The following is a 22,534-nucleotide window of genomic DNA, read 5'->3' as shown; positions in this document are numbered from 1 at the left end:
GTCTGCAAATGATGCGCTATGGGCGCCAGAAAAAATAACTTGTAGTATCATTCTGATGTATAATGTCATTATTCCAGACAAAATAGTTAATCAAAGTGGGAAGTTATTTTGCAGGGCGCCTATGTGACGGGAACGCTTTTTTTAAAACCCTGTATCACAGATACCGGCATAGGATCCACGTTGTTGAGGCATGCAAGGTAATAGCTCACCCAGTCGCCCATCCCGATGATCCACCAGAGCGCCTCGTGCGGCTCACTGCTAGGCGCGCGCACGCGTTCAACCCGTAATCCCGATTCCTTGAGCAATGCGGCAAAATGGTCAAGCTGCGGCAGGGAAACGGTCTGATCAGAAGGCGCCTCGAGAAACACCCACGTGCTCAGGTCGCTCGCGACTGCAGGAAGTTTGAGCCCTTCGAGCGTGTTATGAAAAAGCTCGGGCACTTCTTCCATGACGCACAGGGATTTTGCATTTTCATTCATCTGGGTTTTCCATCGGCGCGCGGCAGGCGCCAAAAGCCCTCCTGCCACCACTAAGGATAAGCGGTCAAGAAGCTGGTAGGCGAGCAGTTTCGCCGGATTGTATTCTGTCGGCACCTCTTGCGCCACCGAGGAGGTAATCTTCAAAAACGCATCCGACATCGCATTGCACATGGCATCGCACGCGATCCCGGTGACTTCTGAAATGGTTTTAAGGATAAGCACGGTTATCGCCCCCACGGCTAGCCTCGGCTGCGGATAGGATCCCGGCGACAAGAGCAGGGTGCCGTCTGCAGCGGCAAGCACCGCAAGTCTCCCGCCAGATGCAATGGCGATGAGGATACAGCCGCGCGCCTTGGCCTGCAGATACGCTTTCACGGTCTCTGCGGTATTGCCTGAATAGCTTACCGCAATCACGAGAGTGGAGGGCTTCACCCAATCAGGAAGCACGCTGCTGCGCAGGACGGTAACGGGCAAAGGGCAAAGATCTGCCACCATTGCCGCGGCAAGGTCCCCCCCGATCGCAGAACCGCCTAACCCTATCACAGCTATCGCGGTGAGTGCGCGGCCATCTACGCCCACAGAGGGAAAAGGCGCCTCTACCGCTTCACGCACGCGCGCAGGCAGAAGGCGCAGCTCTTCCACCATATTACCGCGATCAACGGTGTGGAGCGAATTGAGGTCATCAAGGAAAGACATAGGTAATAAAAAATTCTAAATTCTAAATCCAAAAAACGAACCTGGAATGCTATGGAAACTCAAAATATTTTTTACTTTTTTTGTTACAACTAAAGTAGATAAAGGGTAGGTATAAATTTATTAAAAGTATCTAAATATTTATTTACATCTGAACCGTGTATTTCAATCGCTATCGTGTCGTTATTAGTTTCTAAAAAAATATTGATTTGAGCCACTTCTTGATTATCTGGCATTTGCCTTGATAATTTAAATCCATTGAATTCATTGACAGTGATATTCTCAATAGAATATCCAGGAGATGCTTTCGTAAAACCATCTATCTCTTCTCTTAGTGTCCCTGATATTCTGTGATATTTTATTACTGATATAGAAGTATATTTTACAAAATCATCAAAATTAACAACCTCTCTTTTGTCCGCTTCCATTTGTTTTATCGTGTCAGATGGGTAAAAAAATATACCGCTATTGATTTCTTTTTCTGTATTATCCTGCATTATCCAATCTTCCGGGTATTGTATCCCAAAACCTAATTTATTGTTTATATACGTTCGCCAGTTTGCGGTATTAATTTCATTTTTTAACTTGGCGTTGCCAGGTGTCAACGGATTATATCCATTATTAATTTCAGCACCATCCTGATAACCATCTCCGTCAGTATCAGTATTATTTAAATCCGTGCCATATAATTTTTCAGATTTATCATCTAAACCGTCACCATCTGAATCTATTTTAATATTTTCTTCTATAACTTTTTGATTGTTTGATTGTTTTATATTATCCTGCAAATAACTTGCCAAGAAACCCATTGCAATAACAACTACCAAAATACTCACCGCGAAAAAAGAAATAATTTTGTACAAAGTATACCACAATAATGTCTTAACTGTTTCTTTGTTTGTAATTTGATAAATATTTTTTAGGGCTAAAAATATTAAAATAATCAAAACAATAAATATAACATCTCTAACTGGTTCACTCAAAGTTAATGATTTGATGGATATCTTCAAGTTTGAATTTGAAAAAAAGACAACAATAAATATCGCGGTTGCTGTCAAAATGGCTTCACGCCAACCTTGTCGTGGAAAGGATTTCTTCTTGGAGATAAATCTAAAAAACAAAATATCTAATCCTGCCAATACAAAAAATAAAATGAGTTGTATCCAAAAAACTCCGATTATTAATTTTTGAAAAACTTCGAATGGGTTCATATTTTATTTAAATTGATAAGGATCTTTTATTATTATTTTGGCATAATCTTGTTTAAGCTCTAAGAATTCTAGAAGTATAGGGCTGGCCACTCGTTCCATCGATCCACTACCAGTGGTTAGTACTGGCGCATCAATATTTGCCAACATATCTAGTGTAACTTCTACAACTTTATTATTATGACCAAAAATTTTCAGATGAGCTTTGTAGTCAAACCCCGAGGTGCAAGTATTAAGCTGTCGACAGATTTCTTTACTTTTTTCATCTGTAGATTTTTCTTCGATACCCAGGAGTTGGATTTCAATAAAGTTAACTTCATAAGTCCTTTTTATATTATCCACTATCATAACTTTTTCTCCGGGTTTTAATATAAATTCTTGATCCAATGTCACCTTATTTTTTGTCTGTAATACAACGAATCCTATTATTATCAAAATTAAAAAAGCCAAACCAAAAAATAATAAAAATTTATAAAGTATTTTTCCACCAACCTTTGAAAAAAAGGTATTTCATACAATTCTATTTTTTAACCTCTTTTAATACCCCGCATAAATAAAAATTTTTTCTTCTCGTAATCTGTACACAGCTACATTCATTGTAGCAAACTCCTATAATCATGTATACCTTGAAATTTCGCTAATTTTTGATATGATAATGCCATGTCACGACACTCAAAATGGTCTACTATAAAGAGGCAAAAAGGTGTTACTGACCAAAAACGGGGCACGCAATTTACCAAACTTGCAAACACGGTCACCATGGCCGCGCGGCAGGGAGGGCCTAATCCAGAAATAAATTTCAAACTTCGCATAGCGATTGAAAAAGCGCGCGCGGCGAACATGCCGAAAGAGAATATTGAACGCGCCATTGCGCGGGCGCAGAAAAACGAAGGCGATGCCGCCCTCGAACAAATGCAGCTTGAAGTGATTGGGCCGGGAGGCGTGGGACTGGTGATCACCGCCACCACCGATAATCGGAACCGTGTCGTGGGCGCTCTGAAAGCAGTGCTCCATAAACACGCTGCCTCGCTCGCGGGCCCTAATGCAGTCGCATGGCAATTTGCGCTGCGGGGACATGTACTGGTACCGCTGCCGCCCACCAAAGAAGCGCAAGAGGAATTGGAACTTGCGGCGATTGATGCAGGAAGCCTCGATGTGGAAGAGCATGCGGAATCGCTCATCCTCACTACAGACCCGCATTCACTGGAGCGTGTGAAGGACGCGCTGGAGAGGCGCCATATTGCCATTACTGAAATGGGGATCGGACTCGAGCCTACGGTGACTGTCCCCGTGGCCGATCAGGATACCGGACGCAAACTGGATAATTTAATCGCAGACCTCGAGGCAATAGATGAAGTGGATGAGGTGGTGACCAACGCCGCGTAAATAATGCAAAAGTCAAAAGTCAAAATGAAGGAATATCATCCCGCTTCGCGGGATTCCATAATTATGTCCCGCACCTTAAATTGCCGTAGTTTTAAAATCTGCGGGATCCCGAAAAGCGGGATATTTTGAATTTTGCATTTTGAATTATGATTATATTAGGTATCGATCCCGGCCTCGCCACGACCGGCTACGCGTTCATTTCCTCTCAAAGAGGAGTGGTGGAAAATATCCGCTGGGGGTGCATTACCACCAAGCCTCACCAGCCTACGGCAACGCGGCTGCTTATCTTGCGCAAGGGGCTTCAAAAACTCATCACTGCCCAACGCCCCCATCGCGCGGCCATTGAAAAACTGTACTTTCAGACAAACGCGAAAACCGCCATGGTAGTGGGCGAAGCGCGCGGCGCGCTCATTACCACGCTTGCGGAATTGAATATCCCCATCTTTGAATTCACTCCCCTTGAAATAAAACGGGCAGTTACAGGAAGCGGCAGCGCGGATAAACGCCAAGTGCAAAAAATGCTTACCCTCATATTCCACCTCGACGAGCCTCCCAGGCCTGATGACGCTGCCGACGCAGTCGCAATCGCATGGTGCGGAATGTGCAATCGCCCGAAATAACACGCATTTCCATGCCATTACAAAAACTCGCGATATGCAGCGTAGCATCAGAAGTAGATCCCTTCATAAAAACAGGAGGGCTTGCGGACGTGGCGCGCGCGCTTCCCAAAGCGCTCGCCTCCCTCGGCCATAAGGTAACCATCTTTATCCCCCTTTACCGCATTATTGACCGCACCACGCACCGCTTCACTCCTGTGAAGACCAAATGCAACGTGCGGTATGGCTCCCGTGAACTCACGTTTGACCTCTGGGTAAGCGCCCTTGAGGGCGGCATCCCCGTCTATGCAATTGCCGCGGAAGGGCTTGAAGACGCGATCCTTGAACATGCGGTCTACAACCCGCATCATGGCAATGCACATTTTGCGCTTTTTAACCGTTGCGTGCTTGCGGCGCTGAAAATTATCAATGTGCGCCCTGACATCATCCACTGCCACGATTGGCATACCGGATTAATCCCTTATCTGCTCCAGACCGATTATGCGCACGATGAATTCTTTTCAACTACCGCGAGCGTCTTCACGATCCATAATCTCGCATTCCAATGCGCACATAACTGGTGGGAAATTCCGCTGGAGCTTAAAGACCCAGGAAATACGCCACTCCCTGACCCCACTGATCCCACATTTCAATACGTCAACTTCACCAAACGCGCGCTGCGCTATGCGGACATCATCACGACCGTATCTGAATGGTATGCGGAAGAAATTCTGACCAAAGAATACGGAGAGGACCTGCACCGCACCCTCGCAAGCCGCAAACAGCGCCTGGTCGGAATCATTAATGGCATTGATTATCAAGACTATAATCCAAAAACAGATCCTGGTTTATGGCAAAACTATGATACGGACTCGCTGCAGATGAAAGGGGTGAATAAACGCGAACTTCAGCGCTGGCTCTCTCTCCCTGTGGCTCCCCGCACCCCGCTCTATACCCTCATTTCGCGGCTCTCCGAACAAAAAGGGCTCGAACTGCTTATCGAAATTATGGAGCCGCTCTTGCGCCTTGACCTGCAGCTGGTAATTCTTGGCGCAGGCGATAAAGCGTATGAAAAATTCTTCGATCGCATCCGCAAACGACATGCCACTAAAGTCGCAGTACATCTTGAATTTGATACCATCAACACCACAAAGGTTTACGCGGGATCAGATATGTTTCTTATGCCCTCGCGCTTCGAACCCTGCGGTTTGGGACAGCTTATCTCGCTCCGCTATGGATCGATACCCATCGTACACTCGGTGGGCGGATTGCGTGACACGGTTGTTGATTTCAATCCGCGCACCGGCAAAGGAAACGGCTTCACCTTCCGCACCTATGACTCACGCGACCTGCTCGTGGCAGTCACGCGGGCGCATGTAAATTACCGCTACCCCGCATCTTGGCATAATCTTGTGAGCAACGGCATGCAGCAGGTGTATTCGTGGGTATTGCCTGCAAAAAAATATGTAAAAGTATACCGCAAGGCGCTTGTCTTGCATCAACATGCGATCAAGACCCGCCCCGCGGGACACTTATAAACTTATTACTCTCCCTATGTACTGGGCTAATTTTCTCCATCTCTACCAACCTCCCACGCAGAAACCTCATTGGATTAAACGCGTAACCGCAGAATCATACCGAAAAATTTTTCACGAACTCAAAACTGCGCCTGAGGCAAAATTGACAGTCAACATCAACGGGGTGTTGGTCGAGCACTGGGATGAGTGCGGCGAGGATGAGGTAATCGAAGATGTCCGCACCCTCCTTGCGCGAGGCCAGCTTGAATTGACCGGTTCGGCAAAATACCATCCGCTCCTCCCATTCCTCCCCAAGGAGGAGATGGTGCGGCAAATCGAACTTAATAATGAAACGCATAAAAAATATTTCGGAGAACTCTACCGCCCGCGCGGATTCTTCCCTCCCGAAATGGCGTTTTCGCTCGAGGTGGCGCGCACCGTGCAGGAACTCGGGTTTGAGTGGATTATCGCGGACGAGCTTTCGTTCCCGCGCGGCCGCACCTTGGACTATACCCACCTTTACACCATCGAGGGATTAGAAAATTTCAACATCTACTTCCGCGAGCGCCGCATGAGCTGGGTGATCCTTTCAGGGCAAGTAGGCACCGGAAACCTCCTGATTGAATCGCTGGGAGAACGCCTGAAACGCAATGAATATCTGCTCACTGCCATGGACGGCGAGACCTTTGGCCACCACCGGCCAGGCCTTGAGCAGCTGCTGTTTGAAATCTACCGTTCCCCGAAGCTCACCACGGTTTTTATTTCCGATCTGCCGAAATATTTTTCACACCGCACTACCGTCTCCCCGCAGCCGTCCACCTGGGCGCTCATGGAAAAAGATTTGGAACGCAAGGTGCCGTTTGCGCGATGGGACGACAAGGACAATTCAATACATACGCTCCAATGGAAACTCACCCGCCTTGCGATTAAAACGGTCAATAACGCTGCGCACAATGACCCGGGATATCCGGCGGCACGGGATACGCTTGATAAGGCGCTGCATTCTGACCAATACTGGTGGGCATCGGCAAAGCCATGGTGGTCCATTGAAATGATCGAACGCGGCGCCAAAGAGCTCTATAATGCTATTCTGAAAACGCCAAAAGTGACCGACAAAACAAAGGAAAATGCCAAGCATCTCTACCATACTATTATCTTTACCGCCTTTGATTGGCAGCGCTCTGGGCTCGTAGACGAACTTTCCCACAACGAAGACGAAGATATCCGCCAGCGCACTGATGCGCAAATCCCCCAGCTTCCCCGGAAAGAAATTGAGAAAATGGTAAAGAAACTCGAAAGCGAAATGCACGCGGTTGCGGCACGCCAGGAATTTGAACGCGCGGCGCAAATCCGCGACCGTATCGCAGAGCTGAACCGTTATGCGGCCGACATCGCGGCGCCCAAACCCTCAGCCGAGGGCGATAAAGAGTGGGAAGGATAAGGAGTAATCGCGAATATAGAATATGAAAATTCTCTTCGTCGCATCAGAGTGCGCGCCGCTTGCCAAGGTGGGCGGACTTGCCGACGTGGCGGGGTCGCTCCCGAAAGCGCTGCGTACGCTTGGCATCGATGTCCGCATCGCACTCCCGAAATATGACGTGATTGACGATAAAAAATTCTCTTCTCAAGAGACAGAAGCGCTATCCGTTCCCTTCAACGGAGAAAAACAGTCAATAGTCGTCCGGCAAACCAATCTTCCGGGAAGCGATGTACCGGTCTATCTCCTCGACCATCCGCAATATTTTGGCAACGGCGGCATATACCTCGAGACTGATGCGTCATCAGGCGGCAGCAATGCCGAGCTTAACCGTTTCGGCCTCTTTTCCCGCGCCATTCCTGAACTGATTAAATCGCTCAATTGGAAACCAGACATTATTCATTGCCATGACTGGCAGACGGGCGCGCTGCCAGTGATTATAAAAACACAAAAACAAATACGCACATTATTTACTATTCATAATCTTGCATATCAGGGAATTCACCCACATATTGAGGTGCGCCGTGCATTTGGCGATACTATTACCGATGCGCTCACACCGCATCCCCACAAATCAACTAAAATAAATTTCCTCGCTTCCGCGCTTCACGCCGCAGACCGCATCTCAACAGTAAGCCCGACGTATGCGCAGGAAATTACCACGCCTGCAAACGGCCAAGGACTCGACACAAACCTAAAAAACCTCCCGCACCCGCCCATAGGCATCTTGAACGGCATTGATACAGATTATTGGAATCCCGCCACTGACCAATTTCTCACCACGCATTTCAATGCACCAAAAAAAATAAGCGCTGCGAAAATAGCATTAAAAAAACAAGCGCAAACAGCATTGCAATTACCGCTCAATGCGGCCGGCCCGCTAGTGGTCATGGTCTCCCGCCTCACCGAGCAGAAAGGTTTTGACATACTCATCCCGGCGTTACAAAAACTCCTGCCTGCCCGCGATATGCAGTGCATCATTCTGGCCACCGGAGATAAAAAATATGCCGCTGAACTTAACAAGCTCGCCGCGCAATTCCCTGACAAATTCCGATTTGCCGAACGTTTTGACGAACCCTTGGCGCACCTCCTTTATGCTGCGGGCGACTTCTTCCTCATGCCATCGCGCTTCGAGCCCTGCGGGTTGGGGCAAATGATCGCCATGCGCTACGGCACGATTCCTATAGCCACAGCGGTAGGAGGCCTCAAAGACACGGTGAAAAATTTTCAATTTTCAATTTTCAATTTTCAAACAATCGGAGCTACTGGATTTGTATGTAATGAGTATAGTACGGCTGCTCTTATAAAAAGCATCGAAACAGCACTCAGCATCTACCAAGAACAGCCTCAAGTTATATCTAGACTACGCGCCAATGATATGACCCAAAACTTCTCCTGGAAACATTCTGCCAACGAATACATTGAACTTTACCAAGATATAATCAAATCGTAGTGTTAATAATCAATCACGATCCCACTCAGTGAGTTTACTTACTACACCTTTCCAAGCGTCAACTTCGACAGAATCGCCGTCCCGTAATACTTTGGTGGCGATTTTCGTGCCAATGACGCATGGGATATTGAACTCCCGGGAAATAATCGCGGCATGACAAGTAAGCCCACCCTCATCCGTAACTATCGCCTGTGCATACTTCAATAAAGGAACAAAATCCGGCGTTGTCATTGAAGTCACGAGAATAAACGGTTTCTCAATTTTAACTCCTTTTGATTGAAAAATAACTTTCACCTCCCCTTGCGCATATCCCTGACAAGCCACTCGACCACTAATAACACAAGCAGTTTCTTTGTCGGGCTCTTCTCGCAATGCTGCTTTAAGAAATCTCTCCGCTTCTTTCCCCACCACAACCATTTCTTTCCATCTCGTGCGATAGAGGACGATCTTTCTTCTTCGCACCTCGTTCCTCACCCGCGCACTCTGTGCAGGTAAATTCTCAAACAACCACAAACACTCTTGGCACGTATGCGCTTTAAGAATATGTTCAGAAAAACCACGCAAGCGGGCAAGAGAAACCCACAATCTCTCCAACTCTTCTCGTAATACTGTCCACGCTTCTTTAAACTGCATACGCGCTTGTGCCGCCTGCTCAATGAATGCATCAGGTAAATCTTCCCGATACCCCACAACCCTCGTGACAATCCGAAAGGGAACAAAATGACGATATTTATCAAAAAGGTATTGTAAATGAATTGGTGAATAATGACCGAGTTCAACTTCCTCAATTATTTTCTTAAGGTACTGTTCGAGCCTCGATCTACTCTGTGAAAAGAGAGAAATGATATTTTGTGCTTGAGTAATATCTTGCGTGAGATAATGTATTTGTTCGTTTACTTCATTATATGGTGCATAATAACTACCAAGCCCATCTTCGATGACCACAAAGGAATGAGAGTATGCTTTCCCTGCATATTGCCGAAGTTCGTGAATATCACTGGTTAAGATTAACGATGCATCCAAGAGGTAAATCGGACGTTTCACGCTAAAGTGCCACTGTGTTTCTTCAATCGATTTCATAGTCAAATTAGAAGTATCGCTCTGCCTGACTGGTGAAATTGAGCGTCATCACCAGTCAGGCAAATTTTCAAATCTCGAATGGCAGGAGTAATCCTGCCATATAGATTACACCGCACCCAGGTTTAGTGCGATATAACTCTCCTTTTCTTTCGACCTCTTCAATGGTGATATCCTCACCAAAGAAGAGGCTTTGAATATAGATGTTGCCTGTTACAACTATTGTTCGATCGGGTAAGTCTTCAATCAGTCTCAGGATAATTTTCCTCAAACTGATCAACCTTACCACTCGCTCTGCTCCCGTAGGCCTCTTATTCCCACTACTCTGTATTAGTCGGGAATTAATCTGTAATGGGATACCGAACTCTCGTGAGATCGGTTTTGCCACCTCGAGGTAACGTGGTGCGTCTCCCGCTACTACTAAAGTAGTTTGAAAATGACGGAAGAACTCAACTATTCTTGGAATTTGTTTCTTCCCGTCATCTGAGAGTGAGGCACTAATGTTGTGAGGGTCCTTGAGACCCCCTAAATTTTCCCCCTCCACCGGTAGGTGTCGCACGAAAAATACAACCTTGCCTATCATTATTGTACCTCCGAAGTTTAAATGAACGATTTGAATTTATGGATTATATTATCCATTTATTATAGAATCCACACACAACCCGTCTATAACTCCGACACGTAGAATTAGTAAACTTGATAAATAGCTTAATTTAAGCTAAAATAATTACATTAGTTAGTCGTCGGAAAGACCGACGGATATGATTATAACGTGAATACGCCATGACACCCCCTCTATAATCTCCCCCTTTTTATGGGGAGAACCATGAAAATTTGAAAGTATGAACATAGCAAAAGTTCTCCAAAATTTTGGTCTCACAGAAAAACAGGCTCGGGTGTACCTCGCCACGCTTGAATTGGGATCATCACCCGTGAATACAATTGCGAGAAAGGCGGAAATTCCGCGCCCTACGTGCTATGACGTATTAGAGTCATTAAAAAACCAGGGGATCGCCTCAAGTTATATTAAGAAAAAAACACGCTACTACAGCGTGGAAGAACCGAAAAAGATTGCTGAACTGGCGCAGCGGCGGGCAAACACGCTGAAAGAAGCCCTCCCCCAACTCGAGGCGCTCTATGGTCTTACGCGCGAGAGGCCGCAAGTGCGTTTTTTTCAGGGGAAGAAGGGGATGGAACAGGTTTTTGAAGAGGTACTGCAAGGCAACAAAGAAATCTGTGCCTTCAGTTCGGCTGACGATTTGTTCGCAGCGCTTGGCGACTACTATCCAAATTTCGTAAAACGCCGCGCAGCAGAAAGAATCCTTGCCCGCGTTATACTACGGGATTCACCGAAAGCGCGCGAACGCCAACGTCTCGGTCAAGAGGAGCTTCGTGTGGTTAAACTTATTCCACCTGAATTTAATTACCATGGCATGATGGCGATCTTTGGTAATAAAATAGCCCTCTTCTCATTCGTGAATGACTACATTGCCGTAGTTATAGAAAGCAAAGAACTCGCCGCGATCCAGCGCGCAATGTTTGAGTACATCTGGCAAAAAGCGACATGAAATGTCATACTGATCTTATGATCAAATCTGAAATTCGCACCGATCCCATCCATGACCGTTTCGTGATTATCGCGCCTAAGCGCGGCAAACGCCCCCACGACGTGCAGCCAACGGAAGTGCCTGTATCCTCGCGCGAGTGCCCCTTCTGCCAGGACCCGCTCATGCGCGCGAAAGGCATCTATACCGTGGCGAATCCCGCGCGCGGGAAAAAGCCGTCATGGCTCGTTAAGGTAGTCAAAAATAAATTCCCGGTGGTATCCCCCGCGAATCCCAATGCCTATGGCACCCAGGAAGTGGTGGTGGAGACGCCAGAGCATAATGTGGAAATCGGCGAACTGCCGGATGCGCATATCATGCACATTTTCGAAACCTATATCGCACGAACCCGCGCGCTTTCCCGCGACAGAAAAATAAAATACATCCTCATCTTCAAAAACCACGGCGGCAAGGCCGGCGCCTCTCTCGTGCACGCGCATTCCCAGATTTTCGCCACGGGATTCTTGCCGCCCCACATCATTGACAAGCTCACCAAAGGGCAAGAATACCGCATCGCGCACGGTACCTGTTATTATGATAAACTCATCAAGAAAGAAGAGAAGGGGCCGCGCCGCATCTTCTCTGACGCGCACATGGTCGCGTTTGCACCCTGGGCGTCTATCTATAATTACGAGGTATGGATCATGCCGCGCAGGCACCTTGATAACATTACCCAGCTTAATGTGCAAGAACTTCACTCGCTTGCCGCGTTTACCAAACGCATCATTAAGAAGGTGAACGCCCTGCAAATTTCCTACAACTTCTATCTCCACCAAGCGATCACCGATAAAGAAGAGCACTTTTATTTGCGCATCGCCCCACGCCGCGATATCTGGGCGGGTATCGAGCTCGGCTCGCGCCTCATTATCAACACGGTCTCCCCCGAATCCGCCGCGCGGTATTATCGTTCTTAATATTCTATATTGTATTATCAAAAGAGAGCGCACGATGCGCTCTCTTTTTACGGGAACCACTCAGCACGCAATGCGGTTAAATTTACGGAGTTTGTGGCGCAGGAGAGGAATAAGTATTCTGCATGATAAATCCTTCTGGTATCACTACGTTCACGCCTTTTCCTGTGCTTACCTTCGGCATATATGTACGGTCTCCATACGCGGCCATCATATTTTCAAATTCTTGCATCACATCCCAAAATTCCTCCGCAGAAGCGCCCACTGCTTCGTAATCGATTGGCTTTGCGGAAATAAGCCCCTTGAGCTCATTATAAAGATCCTTCATGTTCACGACGATAGCCTTCGCTTGAGCCACCGCGTCAGGATCAATGCCTTTTTTCTTCGCCAATGCCGCTACCCTGCGGTCTGCACGTGAGAGCTCTGTTTTTGCTTTCGCAAGGCCTTTGCTCACATTGCTCACCATGTCAATGTAGGATACCTGATTCCAGAACTCTTCCGTGCTGTCATAGAATGAGTCCAGTTTCTCTTGGCCAGATTCAGGATCGGACTTGGCAAGCGCTTTCGCCTCGACGGCAGATCCCTGCATGGCACTCCATGTCGCTTCAAGTTCGGCGACAGGCCCCTGAAGTTCTGGCTTCCGCTTCGCGCTCGCCTGAAGGCGTTTGACCGTGCTTGCCATACTCTTCACGTCCTTGTCAATTTGTTTGAGCATAGTGGCAAATCGCTCAATCTCTCCCAATTTCGGGCCCCACTCCTGCAACACCATCGCAATATCCTCTGCGGCGCCAATGCCTTCTTCTACTTCTTCAAAGGTGGACGCTTTCTCAAGCGCTTTCACCGCTGCGGGCGCTTCTGCGAGCGCCGTGACAAGCTCCGGTGGTATCCCTACCCCGAGTTTTTTCAAACGCGACTCCATCTGTTTCACCTTTTTCTGCATATTGGTGATTTCTTTACTGAATTGTTTGAGGTTTTGTTTCATCATCTTGAACTGCTGTTCCTGCCTTTGCTTTTCTTGCTCTTCATCAAACCCATTCATCTTCTCCAGTCCGGTCGCGGTTCCAGGACCTTGTTGATACCGGCCTTCAGGATACTGCCCTTGATACTGACCAGATTGGGAGGGAGGCTGAAATTGTCCTTGCGGTTGCATCTGCTGCGGCTTCGTTGGTTGATACTGCACTGGTTGCGGTGACCGTTTCGCTTCGTTCGTACACTCAGCAGGACAATTTTCTTTATTTTCACCTTTCTCCACATTGCACCATCGGTCGCCGCAGATGGCGCCGTCGCCTACCAATTTCCTCCCGCCGCTTAACTGCACGCACCCTCCATACTGGTCGCATTGGCCTCCATTGCAGAGCGGATCCAGGGTGCCCACCGGCGCCTTCTCACATTTCCCCCCTTGTGCCACTTGGCACTGACCGCACTTCACCGTAGGCGCGGGAGTAGGTTGATAAGTATTAGTGTTAGTATTAGTAACTGCGCACGGTTGTGAATTACTGAGACAACCATTTGTTTGCGGACACCAGTACTGCCCAGAAGGGCATGCGGAAGAGGTGGCAGTGCTCGGACAGGGCGGTATCTGGCACCACCCGCCTGAACCAGTGGAACTCGTGCACCTTACTTGACCGCCTGAACACGCGCCACCCGTTGATGATGTGGAAGCGGTGCAGGGGCTTGATTGACACCAACTCATACCGCCAGTACTCGGGGTACACCAGTATTTTCCAGAGCTCATACAGCTTGTTGAATCTGAAGGCCATGAACTTGGGCTGCATGGAGCGTTGCTGGCAATACAGGAGCCATTGCACATATATTGTCCCGTGGCACAGCTCGTGTATCCACCGGGAGTATCTGGTTCGCAGGAGCCTGGGTTGGGACCAGGGTGACAATGGGGCGCAGTGGTTGGTTGGCACCACAATCCTCCAGAATTGGTGCATGAGCTCTGATCCATCATACCTCCGGAGCCGCCGCTGGGTGCACAATATGAATTGCTCGAAATACAACTTCCGTTACACCTATATTGTCCCGAAGGGCAAGGGGTGTAGCAACCGCTGGGGCACCCATTCGATCCCCAATCGCATCCGTTAGGGCACGTAGAATAATTACATGAGGCATAGGAAACGCCAGGTTGCTGGTAACTGCCGGTGCAGGTTGTACTGCTCGAAGGAGGGGCTGAAGACGGGCAAGGTGGATACTGGCACCACCCGCCGGAACCGCTCGTACTTGTACACCATGTCATGCCATTCGTGCATGAGTTTGAACTTGACGAAGATGTACATGAGCTGCTATTTGCTATACAAGCGCCATTGCACCAATATTGGCCGGAAGGGCATGAAGATGACATGGAACTATAACAGCTATTGGGGCATCCGTCCGATCCGTAATTGCACCCATTGGGACACTTGGAATAATTACACATCGGGTACGTACTGCCAGTCTGCTGGTATTCGCCAGAACAGGTGGTACTCGTAGGCGGTGTTGAGGAAGGACACGGCGGTATCTGGCACCAACCACCACCATTTTGAGTACACCAAACCTGTCCACTAAAACAAGATCCCATACCGGACGAGGGCGGTGGAGGAGCAGGGCAGGGAGAATTTTGGCACCAACCGCCGGAACCGCTCGAACTAGGACACCATACTTGTCCTCCTGAACATGACCCTGAACCAGATGGAGGTGGAGTAGTAGGTGGAGGAGTGTAATCGCCAGGAGGTGGCGTAGTAGAGGGAGGGGGTTGATAACTATCACCAGGAGGAGGAGTAGTGGATGGCGGAGGTGGTGCGTCTTGAGCCGCCCTTACCGCAGCCTCGCCTAGTACGCGCGTAGGAGTAATGACCTGATAATCAATGACAGTCTTTCCGGAAACAGGATTTGTGAGCAGGGATAGCTGCAACCTATCATCACCCCGTTCATACACTACTCGGTTATGGCTATAGTCGCGCACTGTCCAACAAAGTGCGTTCATCCGATCGTGATAAAAATCAAGCACCTCATAATCCTGCGCCTTGGCAATGTATTGGCTTGCGCCCGGGTCAGCATAGGAGAGTCGCCGCGATCCCACAAATGACGGAATAGCAAGCTCGTGATCAATGCCGTTCACCAGTGGCTGGCCGTCAAGCGAAGCACGCACGCAATCTCTGCGTGACGCCACAACCTGAGACGGGGAACTCACAAGGGTATTCTCGTACCCACCCGGTGCGCTATACTGATTCATGATTGCTCCTGCGGCAATCGCAGCCGCAAGGAAAAAAACACGTAAAAAAAGTTTTGAATTTGTCATAGTTTTTATTTTTATATTTTAAACTGTTAAAGCAAAGACCTTTAAAATAAAAATTCCTACCGAATACGGTAAGGAAAGGGATAATAAAACAAAGGATGGCATGATTTCTCCCTATAAATGTCACGCACAATGAAGTTCGCGGTCTTATCTTCCTTCATTGTTTCTTTTATTTGTTTTTATTATAGATAATGATAGTATAACACAAAATTTCTTTCTTTGCAAATATATAATTTCACTTTGAAATCTTCACCCTTGCGCATCGGCGCTTCCCCACCTGTACCACATCGCCATCCTTCACGGTGACGACCTGCTTCCAGTCTTTAATTATCACACCTGCGCATTTCATCCCTTTCTGCCCGATCACGCGCTGCGCTTCCGCCTTGCTTGACACTAAATGCAGCGCCATGAGCAATGCATCAGGCCGCCACTCCTCGCCCATGAGCGCGACTTCTGTCATATCTTCCGGCAATTCATGATTACGGAACACTCGTACGAATTCTACCTCGGCTTCTTGGGCGCGCGCGGCGCCATGATAGAGCGTGATAACTTCGCGGGCTAAGCGCGATTTGAGATCCCGCGGATTTACTTTTCCTTTCTTTAACTGCTCTTCCATGGTTCGGACTTCGAGAAAGGGAAGATCGGTGGTAAGCGTGAAATAATGGATGATGAGATCATCGGGCAGCGACATGATTTTCCCATACATCTCACGGGGCGCATCCGCAAGCGCGATGTAATTCTTAAGGCTCTTGCCCATCTTCTGTGCGCCATCGAGTCCTATGAGGAGCGGCATGGTGAGCACATCCTGCATCGGTTGCTTATACCACTCCTGCACCTCGCGCCCTTTGAGAAGATTAAAGAGCTGATCATTGCCGCCAAGTTCAAGATCAGCCTTTACCGCAACCGAATCATAACCCTGAAGGAGGCAATAGAGCGGCTCATGATAGCGCACATCAATACCCGCCTTTATCCTCTCCTTAAAATCATCCCGCTGCAGGAGTTGTTGTACGGTAAATTTTGCCGCAAGCTCGATAACAGTCTGCAGCGTGAACGTATTATACCACTCGCTCTGCCACCGCACCTCTACCTTATTTAAATCAAGAATGAGCGACAATTGGGAAAGATACTTTTCCGCATTTGCTTTCACTTCTTGTGGGGTAAGCTGTGGCCGCGTTTCCTTCCTTCCTGACGGGTCGCCTATCCGCGCGGTCCAATCGCCGATGATCAGCACCACCGTATGGCCGCGGAGCTGGAATTGCCTCAATTTGCGCACCACGACGGCATGCCCCAAGTGCAAATCAGTGCCTGAAGGGTCAATCCCAAGCTTCACCCTCAATTTTTTGTCCTCTGAAAGCCTTCCCGCAATATGGTTCCGGTCAATGACATCCGCAGTGCCGCGGTCAAGAAGTTCTTTTATATCCTCTTTAGATTTTGCGCTTCGCGCCTCCATAATGAGATGATAAATAAGGGCGCTTAAAAAAATAACATTTCACTTATTTCAAAGGTTTGTCCTTATTTTCATCTGGCATGACGCAGATGGCTGGATATGTTATTTTTTAGGCGCCTAAGTAAGCCTGTCACCATTGTAGCCGACATCTGGTATAATGGCTAGAGGAGCAAAAATTCAAAAACCAGAGACCAAAAATTAAAATTATGGAATCCCGCCAAGGCGGGACGGAATATCCCTATTTTGAGTTTTGAATTTTGCATTTTGATTTTCTTAACATGCCCATCCCTCCTCTCCAACGCACTCAATCGCCCCGTTCTTGGCGCGGCTACCGCGACCATACGGTAGCTCTTGCGCCGCGCCGCGCTTCCCGCACCCCGCACCTGCCCCACCGCGGCATAAAAAAGAAAGCGCTTCGCGCAATCATTATCACTACGCTTATTGCGCTGCCCGCAACGGCGGGCGCGCTGTTTTGGCTTACCCGAGGACTGCCGAGCACTACCGGCATCATTGAACGCCCTACGCCCCTTTCAACCAAAATCTATGACCGCACCGGCGCCACCGTGCTCTATGAGCTGTATTCAGACGAAAAACGGACTCCCATTGCCCTCAATGAAATTCCGGAATACCTGAAATGGGCGACGATCGTGCGGGAGGACCGCAATTTCTATAACCATCAGGGTATTTCCATCCGCGGCATTGTGCGTTCTGTATTCCGCTATGTGGTAAACCTCGGCCCCTCAGGAGGCGGCGGCAGCACACTCACCCAGCAATTCGTAAAAAATGCAGTGCTCACGAACGAAAAAACATTCACGCGCAAAATCAAGGAAGTGGTGCTCACGTGGCGCATGGAGCATGCCTTTACGAAAGACAAAATTCTCGAGATGTACCTGAATGAGATTCCCTATGGCGGCTCAAACTACGGAATCGAGGCTGCGGCGAAGACCTATTTCGGCAAATCGGCGCACGACGTGTCGCTTGCCGAGGCTGCAGCGCTTGCGGTCATCCCCAAAGCCCCCACCTACTACTCGCCGTACGGCACCCACACGAAAGAACTTTTTACCGCGCAGCAATACCTCCTCGGCCAGATGGCGGAACAAGGCTATATCAGCAAAGAGGATGCAGAAGCCGCAAAAAAAGAAAAAATCGCGTTTCAGCCATTCAAGGACGCCATCACCGCTCCTCACTTCGTGATGTTTATACGGGAGCTATTGACCGAACGCTATGGAGAAATACAGGTCCAGCAAGGCGGCTTAAAAGTCGTGACCACGCTTGATCTCAAACTCCAAAAAATAGCCGAGGAAGCGGTCACCGAAGGCGTGAAAAGGAATGAAAAAGATTTTAAAGCGACGAACGCCGCAATGATTGCCATGAATGCCACAAACGGCGAAATACTCGCTATGGTGGGATCGCGCGACTATTTTGACACGAAACATGACGGGAATTTCAATGTCGTGCTCTCCCCGCGCCAACCGGGGTCATCATTCAAACCCATTGTATACGCGACACTTCTTACACGGGGCGGCTATTCCCCTGATACCATCCTTTTCGATGTGGATACGGTATTCAAAACTGACATTGAAAAAGACTACGCGCCGCACGACTATGACGGCAAGGAGCGCGGGCCAGTATCCATCCGCACCGCGCTTGCCGGATCCCTCAACACGCCTGCGGTAAAAGCCCTGTACCTTGCCGGAGTGGATCAAGTGCTTACTCAAGCTGAAAAAATGGGATATACCACACTCTCTGACCGCTCCCGCTTCGGCTTGTCGCTGGTCTTGGGCGGGGGAGAGATAAAACTTCTGGAACATACCGCAGCCCTGTCCTCGCTTGGCCAAGGCGGCATATACCATACGCCGATTGCGCTGCTCGCTATCCAAGACAAGGACGGGAAAACAATCTGGAAAGCGGCCCAAGATGAGGGAAGAGAAGTTGTGCCAAAACAGGTAGCGCTTCAAGTCACCAATATCATGTCGGATAATAATGCGCGCACGTTCATGTTTGGGGCGCAGAGCAAACTGCAGCTGGGCGACCGGCCGGTGGCCGCGAAGACCGGCACGACCAACGATTTCCGGGACGCATGGACCATCGGCTTTACTCCTTCGCTTGCCGCAGGCGTATGGGTGGGGAATAACGATTTCACCAGCATGAAGAAAGGCGCGGACGGATCTGTGGTGGCTGCGCCAATTTGGAACACGTTCATGAAGCGCGCACTGGAGAAGGCGCCCATTGAGCAATTCCCACAACCAGACCCCCTTTCACTTCCCCAAAAACCCATGCTCAACGGCAGGGTGGAAGGCGATACACTCATCCGCATTGACCGCGCCTCAGGAAAACTTGCGACCGACCTCACGCCTGCTTCCTTCATTATGGAATACCGCACGGGCGCGGTGCACAACATCCTCCACTATGTAAACAAGAGCGATCCTTTAGGCCCCACACCCACGAACCCACTTGATGATCCCCAATACTACACTTGGGAAGAGGCGGTACAGCGCTGGGCTGCCGCAAATGGCTTTACGCCCTCCACCATTACGCCGCCCATCGCATACGATGACCTCCATACGGAAACAAACCGCCCCACATTAACTGTCAATAGCCCGAGCGAACGCACCACAGTGACGGGACAGGAGGTGACGGTCGCGGCAAATGCCTCGGCGCCGCGGGGATTAAGCCGCATTGAGGTGAGCGTGAACAATCAGCTGCTTGCCACACTCAAATCTCCGCCCTTCACTGCCGCAGTGCCGCTCCGGGCTTTAGGAGACGGCGCGTATAATCTCACCGTGACTGCGTTTGACGACATCGACAACAGCCGCATGGTGAGCGTTCCCATTACCGTAGCGCGCAACACTGGCACATCTGCCATCGAATGGGTGAAACCCGCACCAGGCGCTTCCCTGCAGGCGAACGCATACCCCCAGCCGATCGTGCTTACCGGGCGAGGCGATGCGACGATTGCCAAAGTTGACCTGTATCTGCGCAATCTCGCCACCAATCAAACTATATTCTTAGGCGTTGCCAACACGCAAGGCGAGCGCTCGAGTCTCATCTGGGAAGAAGCGCCCAGCCTCGGCCGCTACCGCCTTTCCGCGGTGCTCACCCACACCGACGGCACGGTCACCGAAGGCAATACCATCGATATCGAAATTGTTCCGTAAATCGCATGCAAAGTTTAGATAACACAATAAAGTGTTTAAAAATGAAGCCACAAAAGGCTTCGTGAGCTCGAAAAAGCAGGGGATGTGATCTTTCGTCACTCCTGCTTTTTTAATTCCTTTTTCGCCAGAACAGGGGCCAGTGTACGCCACTAAAATGCGGGGCTTAATTTAATTCGGACAATCTTTTGCCCTCCTCCAGCCGGCGGCACGTGCCTCTTCTTCGGTGCAGAACCAACGCTCGCTTACAAAAAGGAGTCGGAATGATTCACGAGGATATCAATCATTCCGACTTACATTTTCTCAACGGTGTTGTGAACGGAATCGTTCACAGAAGCATCCAGGTTCTGCCGGATATCTTGCCTCGAAGAAAGGCTCATGCGAGGTGAAAATTGAACTCCACACATCAGTCAGTTGCCCAATAATAGGGATGGCACCCTCAGGAACAAATGTCCCCGCCTGTAATCGGCCACAAGAATTAACGACGCATAAATAAGAGCTCCTCTCTGGCTGTGTGCATGCTTTTGTTGCCGGCGATACCACTCTCGGAGTGAGTTCGGTGTGTCCTGCGCCAGCTCCTTGAGCTATAAAATTCTCCACTAAGAGCGGGAGCTTGCTTTTGGGTCCTTGTACAATCCGCCACGCATCCTCCTCATTCAGTGAGGAGAACATTACTTGAAAACCAACTCTTGATAAATCAATTTCGTAAAGTTGATAAAAGGAAGAAGGTGCTAGTCCAATATCACCATCCTGATAACGATATGGAATCTTTGGAGCAACCATCGCCTTTTGTACATCTATTCTCTCACTCCAGAGTTTAATGTAGAAGTACAAATTACCTCGCTCATACTCCTGTAGCATCGACTGCGGCATAAGAACCCCATTCGAGAATATAACAAGATTCAACCCCTTCTCCCATACCCATTGGCAAAGTTGAGGGAGTTCTCGATACAGAACCGGCTCGCCATCGCCCACGATTCGTACAAGTTTTCCGCCTAAAGAGCGGAATTGTTCCAGAAGTCCGAGAATCTGGCGAAACGTCAAATGCTCTGTGGTACGCCTCCGCTTTCCAATATCCGTATAGCAGATATTTGGACAAGTGGCATTACATCCCACTGGTATCATTAAGTTCATGACACCGATACGAGGATGTGGCGCAACGTGATTAAAGCCAGGATAGAGGCGTGGCGCGCGCTCATTAAATTGCTTTTTATCAAACTCACCGCGGCTATCCGAAGCAACATTTCCCAGTGCATATTCCCATCTCATTTGGAGTGGGAATAGAATATCATCAAAAGTTTTGATCATATTTGTTCCTTTCTTTTGTTAATGTACTATAAATGAATTCCTGAGTTGTTTTTTGACTTTATTTAGTCTATTAGAACTAGACAAAAAAACAATAAACATTATAATTATCTGACTTATAATAATATTTTATACTAGATTTATTTGACTTTTTTACATACACAGGGCAAAATATAAATGTCCACTTTAGTAGACATTTATGACATCATTGAAAAAATCGTTGCAAGATATTGGATTCTCGGATAAAAAAGCGCTGATGTATGTGGCACTTCTTGAACTTGGGAAGGGGTCGGTAATTGATATTGCAAAAAAATCGTCCTTGAAGAGAACGACTGTATACAACTTGCTTCCCGAAATGATCCGCGAGGGATTTATCAAAACAGGCATTCAAGGGAAGAAACGGTTCTATTTCATCGAGGACGTGAGACAGCTCGGGCGGAATGTTGATGAACAAAAGAGGGCTATCGAGAATCTCTTGCCTGAACTACGTGCGGTTCATAACGTACTCCCACAAAAACCGAGAATTACATACTACGAAGGTATGGGTGGAATGAAAGAACTCTATCAAGATACACTCGATTGTACCCTTGATGGTGGTACTATCCTGAGCTACACAGGCCTTACAAATTTTTATCAGCTCATGCCCTATGAATATTACCGATGGTATGTAGGAGAACGAGTGAGGAAAAAAATAAGACTGCGTGCTATTGCATACGACTCTCAAGCAGCTCGAGATTGGGAAACGTCGAGCTTGAAGGATCTACGAGAGATTAAAATTATTACAAGCAAAAACTTTATTTTCAACGCTGATACTGAAATTTACGCTAATAAAGTGGCGCTCGTCTCATACCGAGAAAATTTTATGGGTGTTATTATTGAAAGCAAAGAAATTAATGAGATGCAACGATCAGCATTTGAACTAATGTGGAATGCATTAACATAATGCTAT

Annotated in this window: 16 protein-coding genes and 1 pseudogene; 10 read left to right on the top strand and 7 right to left on the bottom strand. The window is 48.3% G+C overall.

Annotated features, from left to right (window positions below; all coding sequences use genetic code 11):
• Window positions 1–119: 119 nt before the first annotated feature.
• From WC659_01290 to WC659_01280, 3 genes are all read right to left on the bottom strand, one after another.
• The gene (locus tag WC659_01290) at window positions 120–1,175 is read right to left on the bottom strand and encodes an SIS domain-containing protein (protein MFA4872550.1); all 1,056 of its coding nucleotides are present in this window, start codon (window positions 1,173–1,175) and stop codon (window positions 120–122) included.
• Between the two features lie 89 nt (window positions 1,176–1,264).
• Window positions 1,265–2,383, bottom strand: a complete 1,119-nt coding sequence (locus WC659_01285; GenBank protein MFA4872549.1) for a PsbP-related protein — start codon at window positions 2,381–2,383, stop codon at window positions 1,265–1,267.
• 3 nt (window positions 2,384–2,386) lie between these two features.
• Complete coding sequence (locus WC659_01280; GenBank protein ID MFA4872548.1) at window positions 2,387–2,830, bottom strand: hypothetical protein; 444 nt, start codon at window positions 2,828–2,830, stop codon at window positions 2,387–2,389.
• A gap of 210 nt (window positions 2,831–3,040) precedes the next feature.
• Here WC659_01280 and WC659_01275 point away from each other — a divergent pair, with 210 nt between their 5' ends.
• From WC659_01275 to WC659_01255, 5 genes are all read left to right on the top strand, one after another.
• A complete protein-coding gene (locus WC659_01275; protein ID MFA4872547.1) occupies window positions 3,041–3,766 on the top strand; it encodes a YebC/PmpR family DNA-binding transcriptional regulator in 726 nt (241 codons plus the stop codon).
• Between the two features lie 146 nt (window positions 3,767–3,912).
• Window positions 3,913–4,386: a crossover junction endodeoxyribonuclease RuvC gene (gene ruvC, locus WC659_01270; GenBank protein ID MFA4872546.1), complete on the top strand. Its 474-nt coding sequence runs from the start codon at window positions 3,913–3,915 to the stop codon at window positions 4,384–4,386.
• An 11-nt stretch (window positions 4,387–4,397) separates the two neighbouring features.
• Window positions 4,398–5,900 (top strand): glycogen/starch synthase, encoded by a 1,503-nt coding sequence (locus tag WC659_01265; protein MFA4872545.1) that lies wholly within the window; start codon window positions 4,398–4,400, stop codon window positions 5,898–5,900.
• 16 nt (window positions 5,901–5,916) lie between these two features.
• Window positions 5,917–7,320, top strand: coding sequence for a UvrB/UvrC motif-containing protein (locus WC659_01260; GenBank protein ID MFA4872544.1), 1,404 nt, complete (start codon window positions 5,917–5,919; stop codon window positions 7,318–7,320).
• A gap of 22 nt (window positions 7,321–7,342) precedes the next feature.
• Window positions 7,343–8,809 (top strand): glycogen/starch synthase, encoded by a 1,467-nt coding sequence (locus tag WC659_01255; protein ID MFA4872543.1) that lies wholly within the window; start codon window positions 7,343–7,345, stop codon window positions 8,807–8,809.
• A gap of 39 nt (window positions 8,810–8,848) precedes the next feature.
• Here WC659_01255 and WC659_01250 read toward each other — a convergent pair.
• Window positions 8,849–9,076 (bottom strand): annotated as a pseudogene (locus WC659_01250) (PEP-utilizing enzyme).
• Between the two features lie 1,652 nt (window positions 9,077–10,728).
• On the opposite strand from WC659_01250, the gene WC659_01245 reads away from it, so the two are divergent.
• Together WC659_01245 and WC659_01240 are read left to right on the top strand one after the other, a co-directional pair.
• The gene (locus tag WC659_01245; GenBank protein MFA4872542.1) at window positions 10,729–11,454 is read left to right on the top strand and encodes a helix-turn-helix domain-containing protein; all 726 of its coding nucleotides are present in this window, start codon (window positions 10,729–10,731) and stop codon (window positions 11,452–11,454) included.
• A 17-nt stretch (window positions 11,455–11,471) separates the two neighbouring features.
• Window positions 11,472–12,404 (top strand): DUF4931 domain-containing protein, encoded by a 933-nt coding sequence (locus WC659_01240; protein MFA4872541.1) that lies wholly within the window; start codon window positions 11,472–11,474, stop codon window positions 12,402–12,404.
• Window positions 12,405–12,486: 82 nt separating this feature from the next.
• Here the strand turns inward: WC659_01240 and WC659_01235 are convergent, their stop codons facing one another.
• Entirely contained in the window at window positions 12,487–14,094 is a 1,608-nt protein-coding gene (locus tag WC659_01235; protein MFA4872540.1) for a hypothetical protein, read from the bottom strand.
• 451 nt (window positions 14,095–14,545) lie between these two features.
• On the opposite strand from WC659_01235, the gene WC659_01230 reads away from it, so the two are divergent.
• Window positions 14,546–14,755 carry a hypothetical protein gene (locus tag WC659_01230; protein MFA4872539.1) on the top strand — a complete coding sequence of 70 codons (210 nt, stop codon included), beginning with the start codon at window positions 14,546–14,548 and terminating at the stop codon, window positions 14,753–14,755.
• A 1,158-nt stretch (window positions 14,756–15,913) separates the two neighbouring features.
• Here WC659_01230 and tyrS read toward each other — a convergent pair.
• Window positions 15,914–17,128: a tyrosine--tRNA ligase gene (tyrS, locus tag WC659_01225; GenBank protein ID MFA4872538.1), complete on the bottom strand. Its 1,215-nt coding sequence runs from the start codon at window positions 17,126–17,128 to the stop codon at window positions 15,914–15,916.
• 254 nt (window positions 17,129–17,382) lie between these two features.
• On the opposite strand from tyrS, the gene WC659_01220 reads away from it, so the two are divergent.
• Window positions 17,383–20,283, top strand: a complete 2,901-nt coding sequence (locus WC659_01220; protein ID MFA4872537.1) for a transglycosylase domain-containing protein — start codon at window positions 17,383–17,385, stop codon at window positions 20,281–20,283.
• 300 nt (window positions 20,284–20,583) lie between these two features.
• On the opposite strand, the gene WC659_01215 is transcribed toward WC659_01220, so the two are convergent.
• Window positions 20,584–21,588, bottom strand: a complete 1,005-nt coding sequence (locus WC659_01215) for a radical SAM protein (protein MFA4872536.1) — start codon at window positions 21,586–21,588, stop codon at window positions 20,584–20,586.
• Window positions 21,589–21,784: 196 nt separating this feature from the next.
• On the opposite strand from WC659_01215, the gene WC659_01210 reads away from it, so the two are divergent.
• Window positions 21,785–22,528, top strand: coding sequence for a helix-turn-helix domain-containing protein (locus WC659_01210; protein ID MFA4872535.1), 744 nt, complete (start codon window positions 21,785–21,787; stop codon window positions 22,526–22,528).
• Window positions 22,529–22,534 lie beyond the last annotated feature (6 nt).

It is taken from the genome of Patescibacteria group bacterium (assembly GCA_041645165.1).
Lineage (GTDB): Bacteria > Patescibacteriota > Patescibacteriia > 2-02-FULL-49-11 > 2-02-FULL-49-11 > 2-02-FULL-49-11.
The sequence above is the reverse complement of the archived record's forward strand: the minus strand, read 5'-3'. Positions and strand labels throughout refer to the sequence as shown.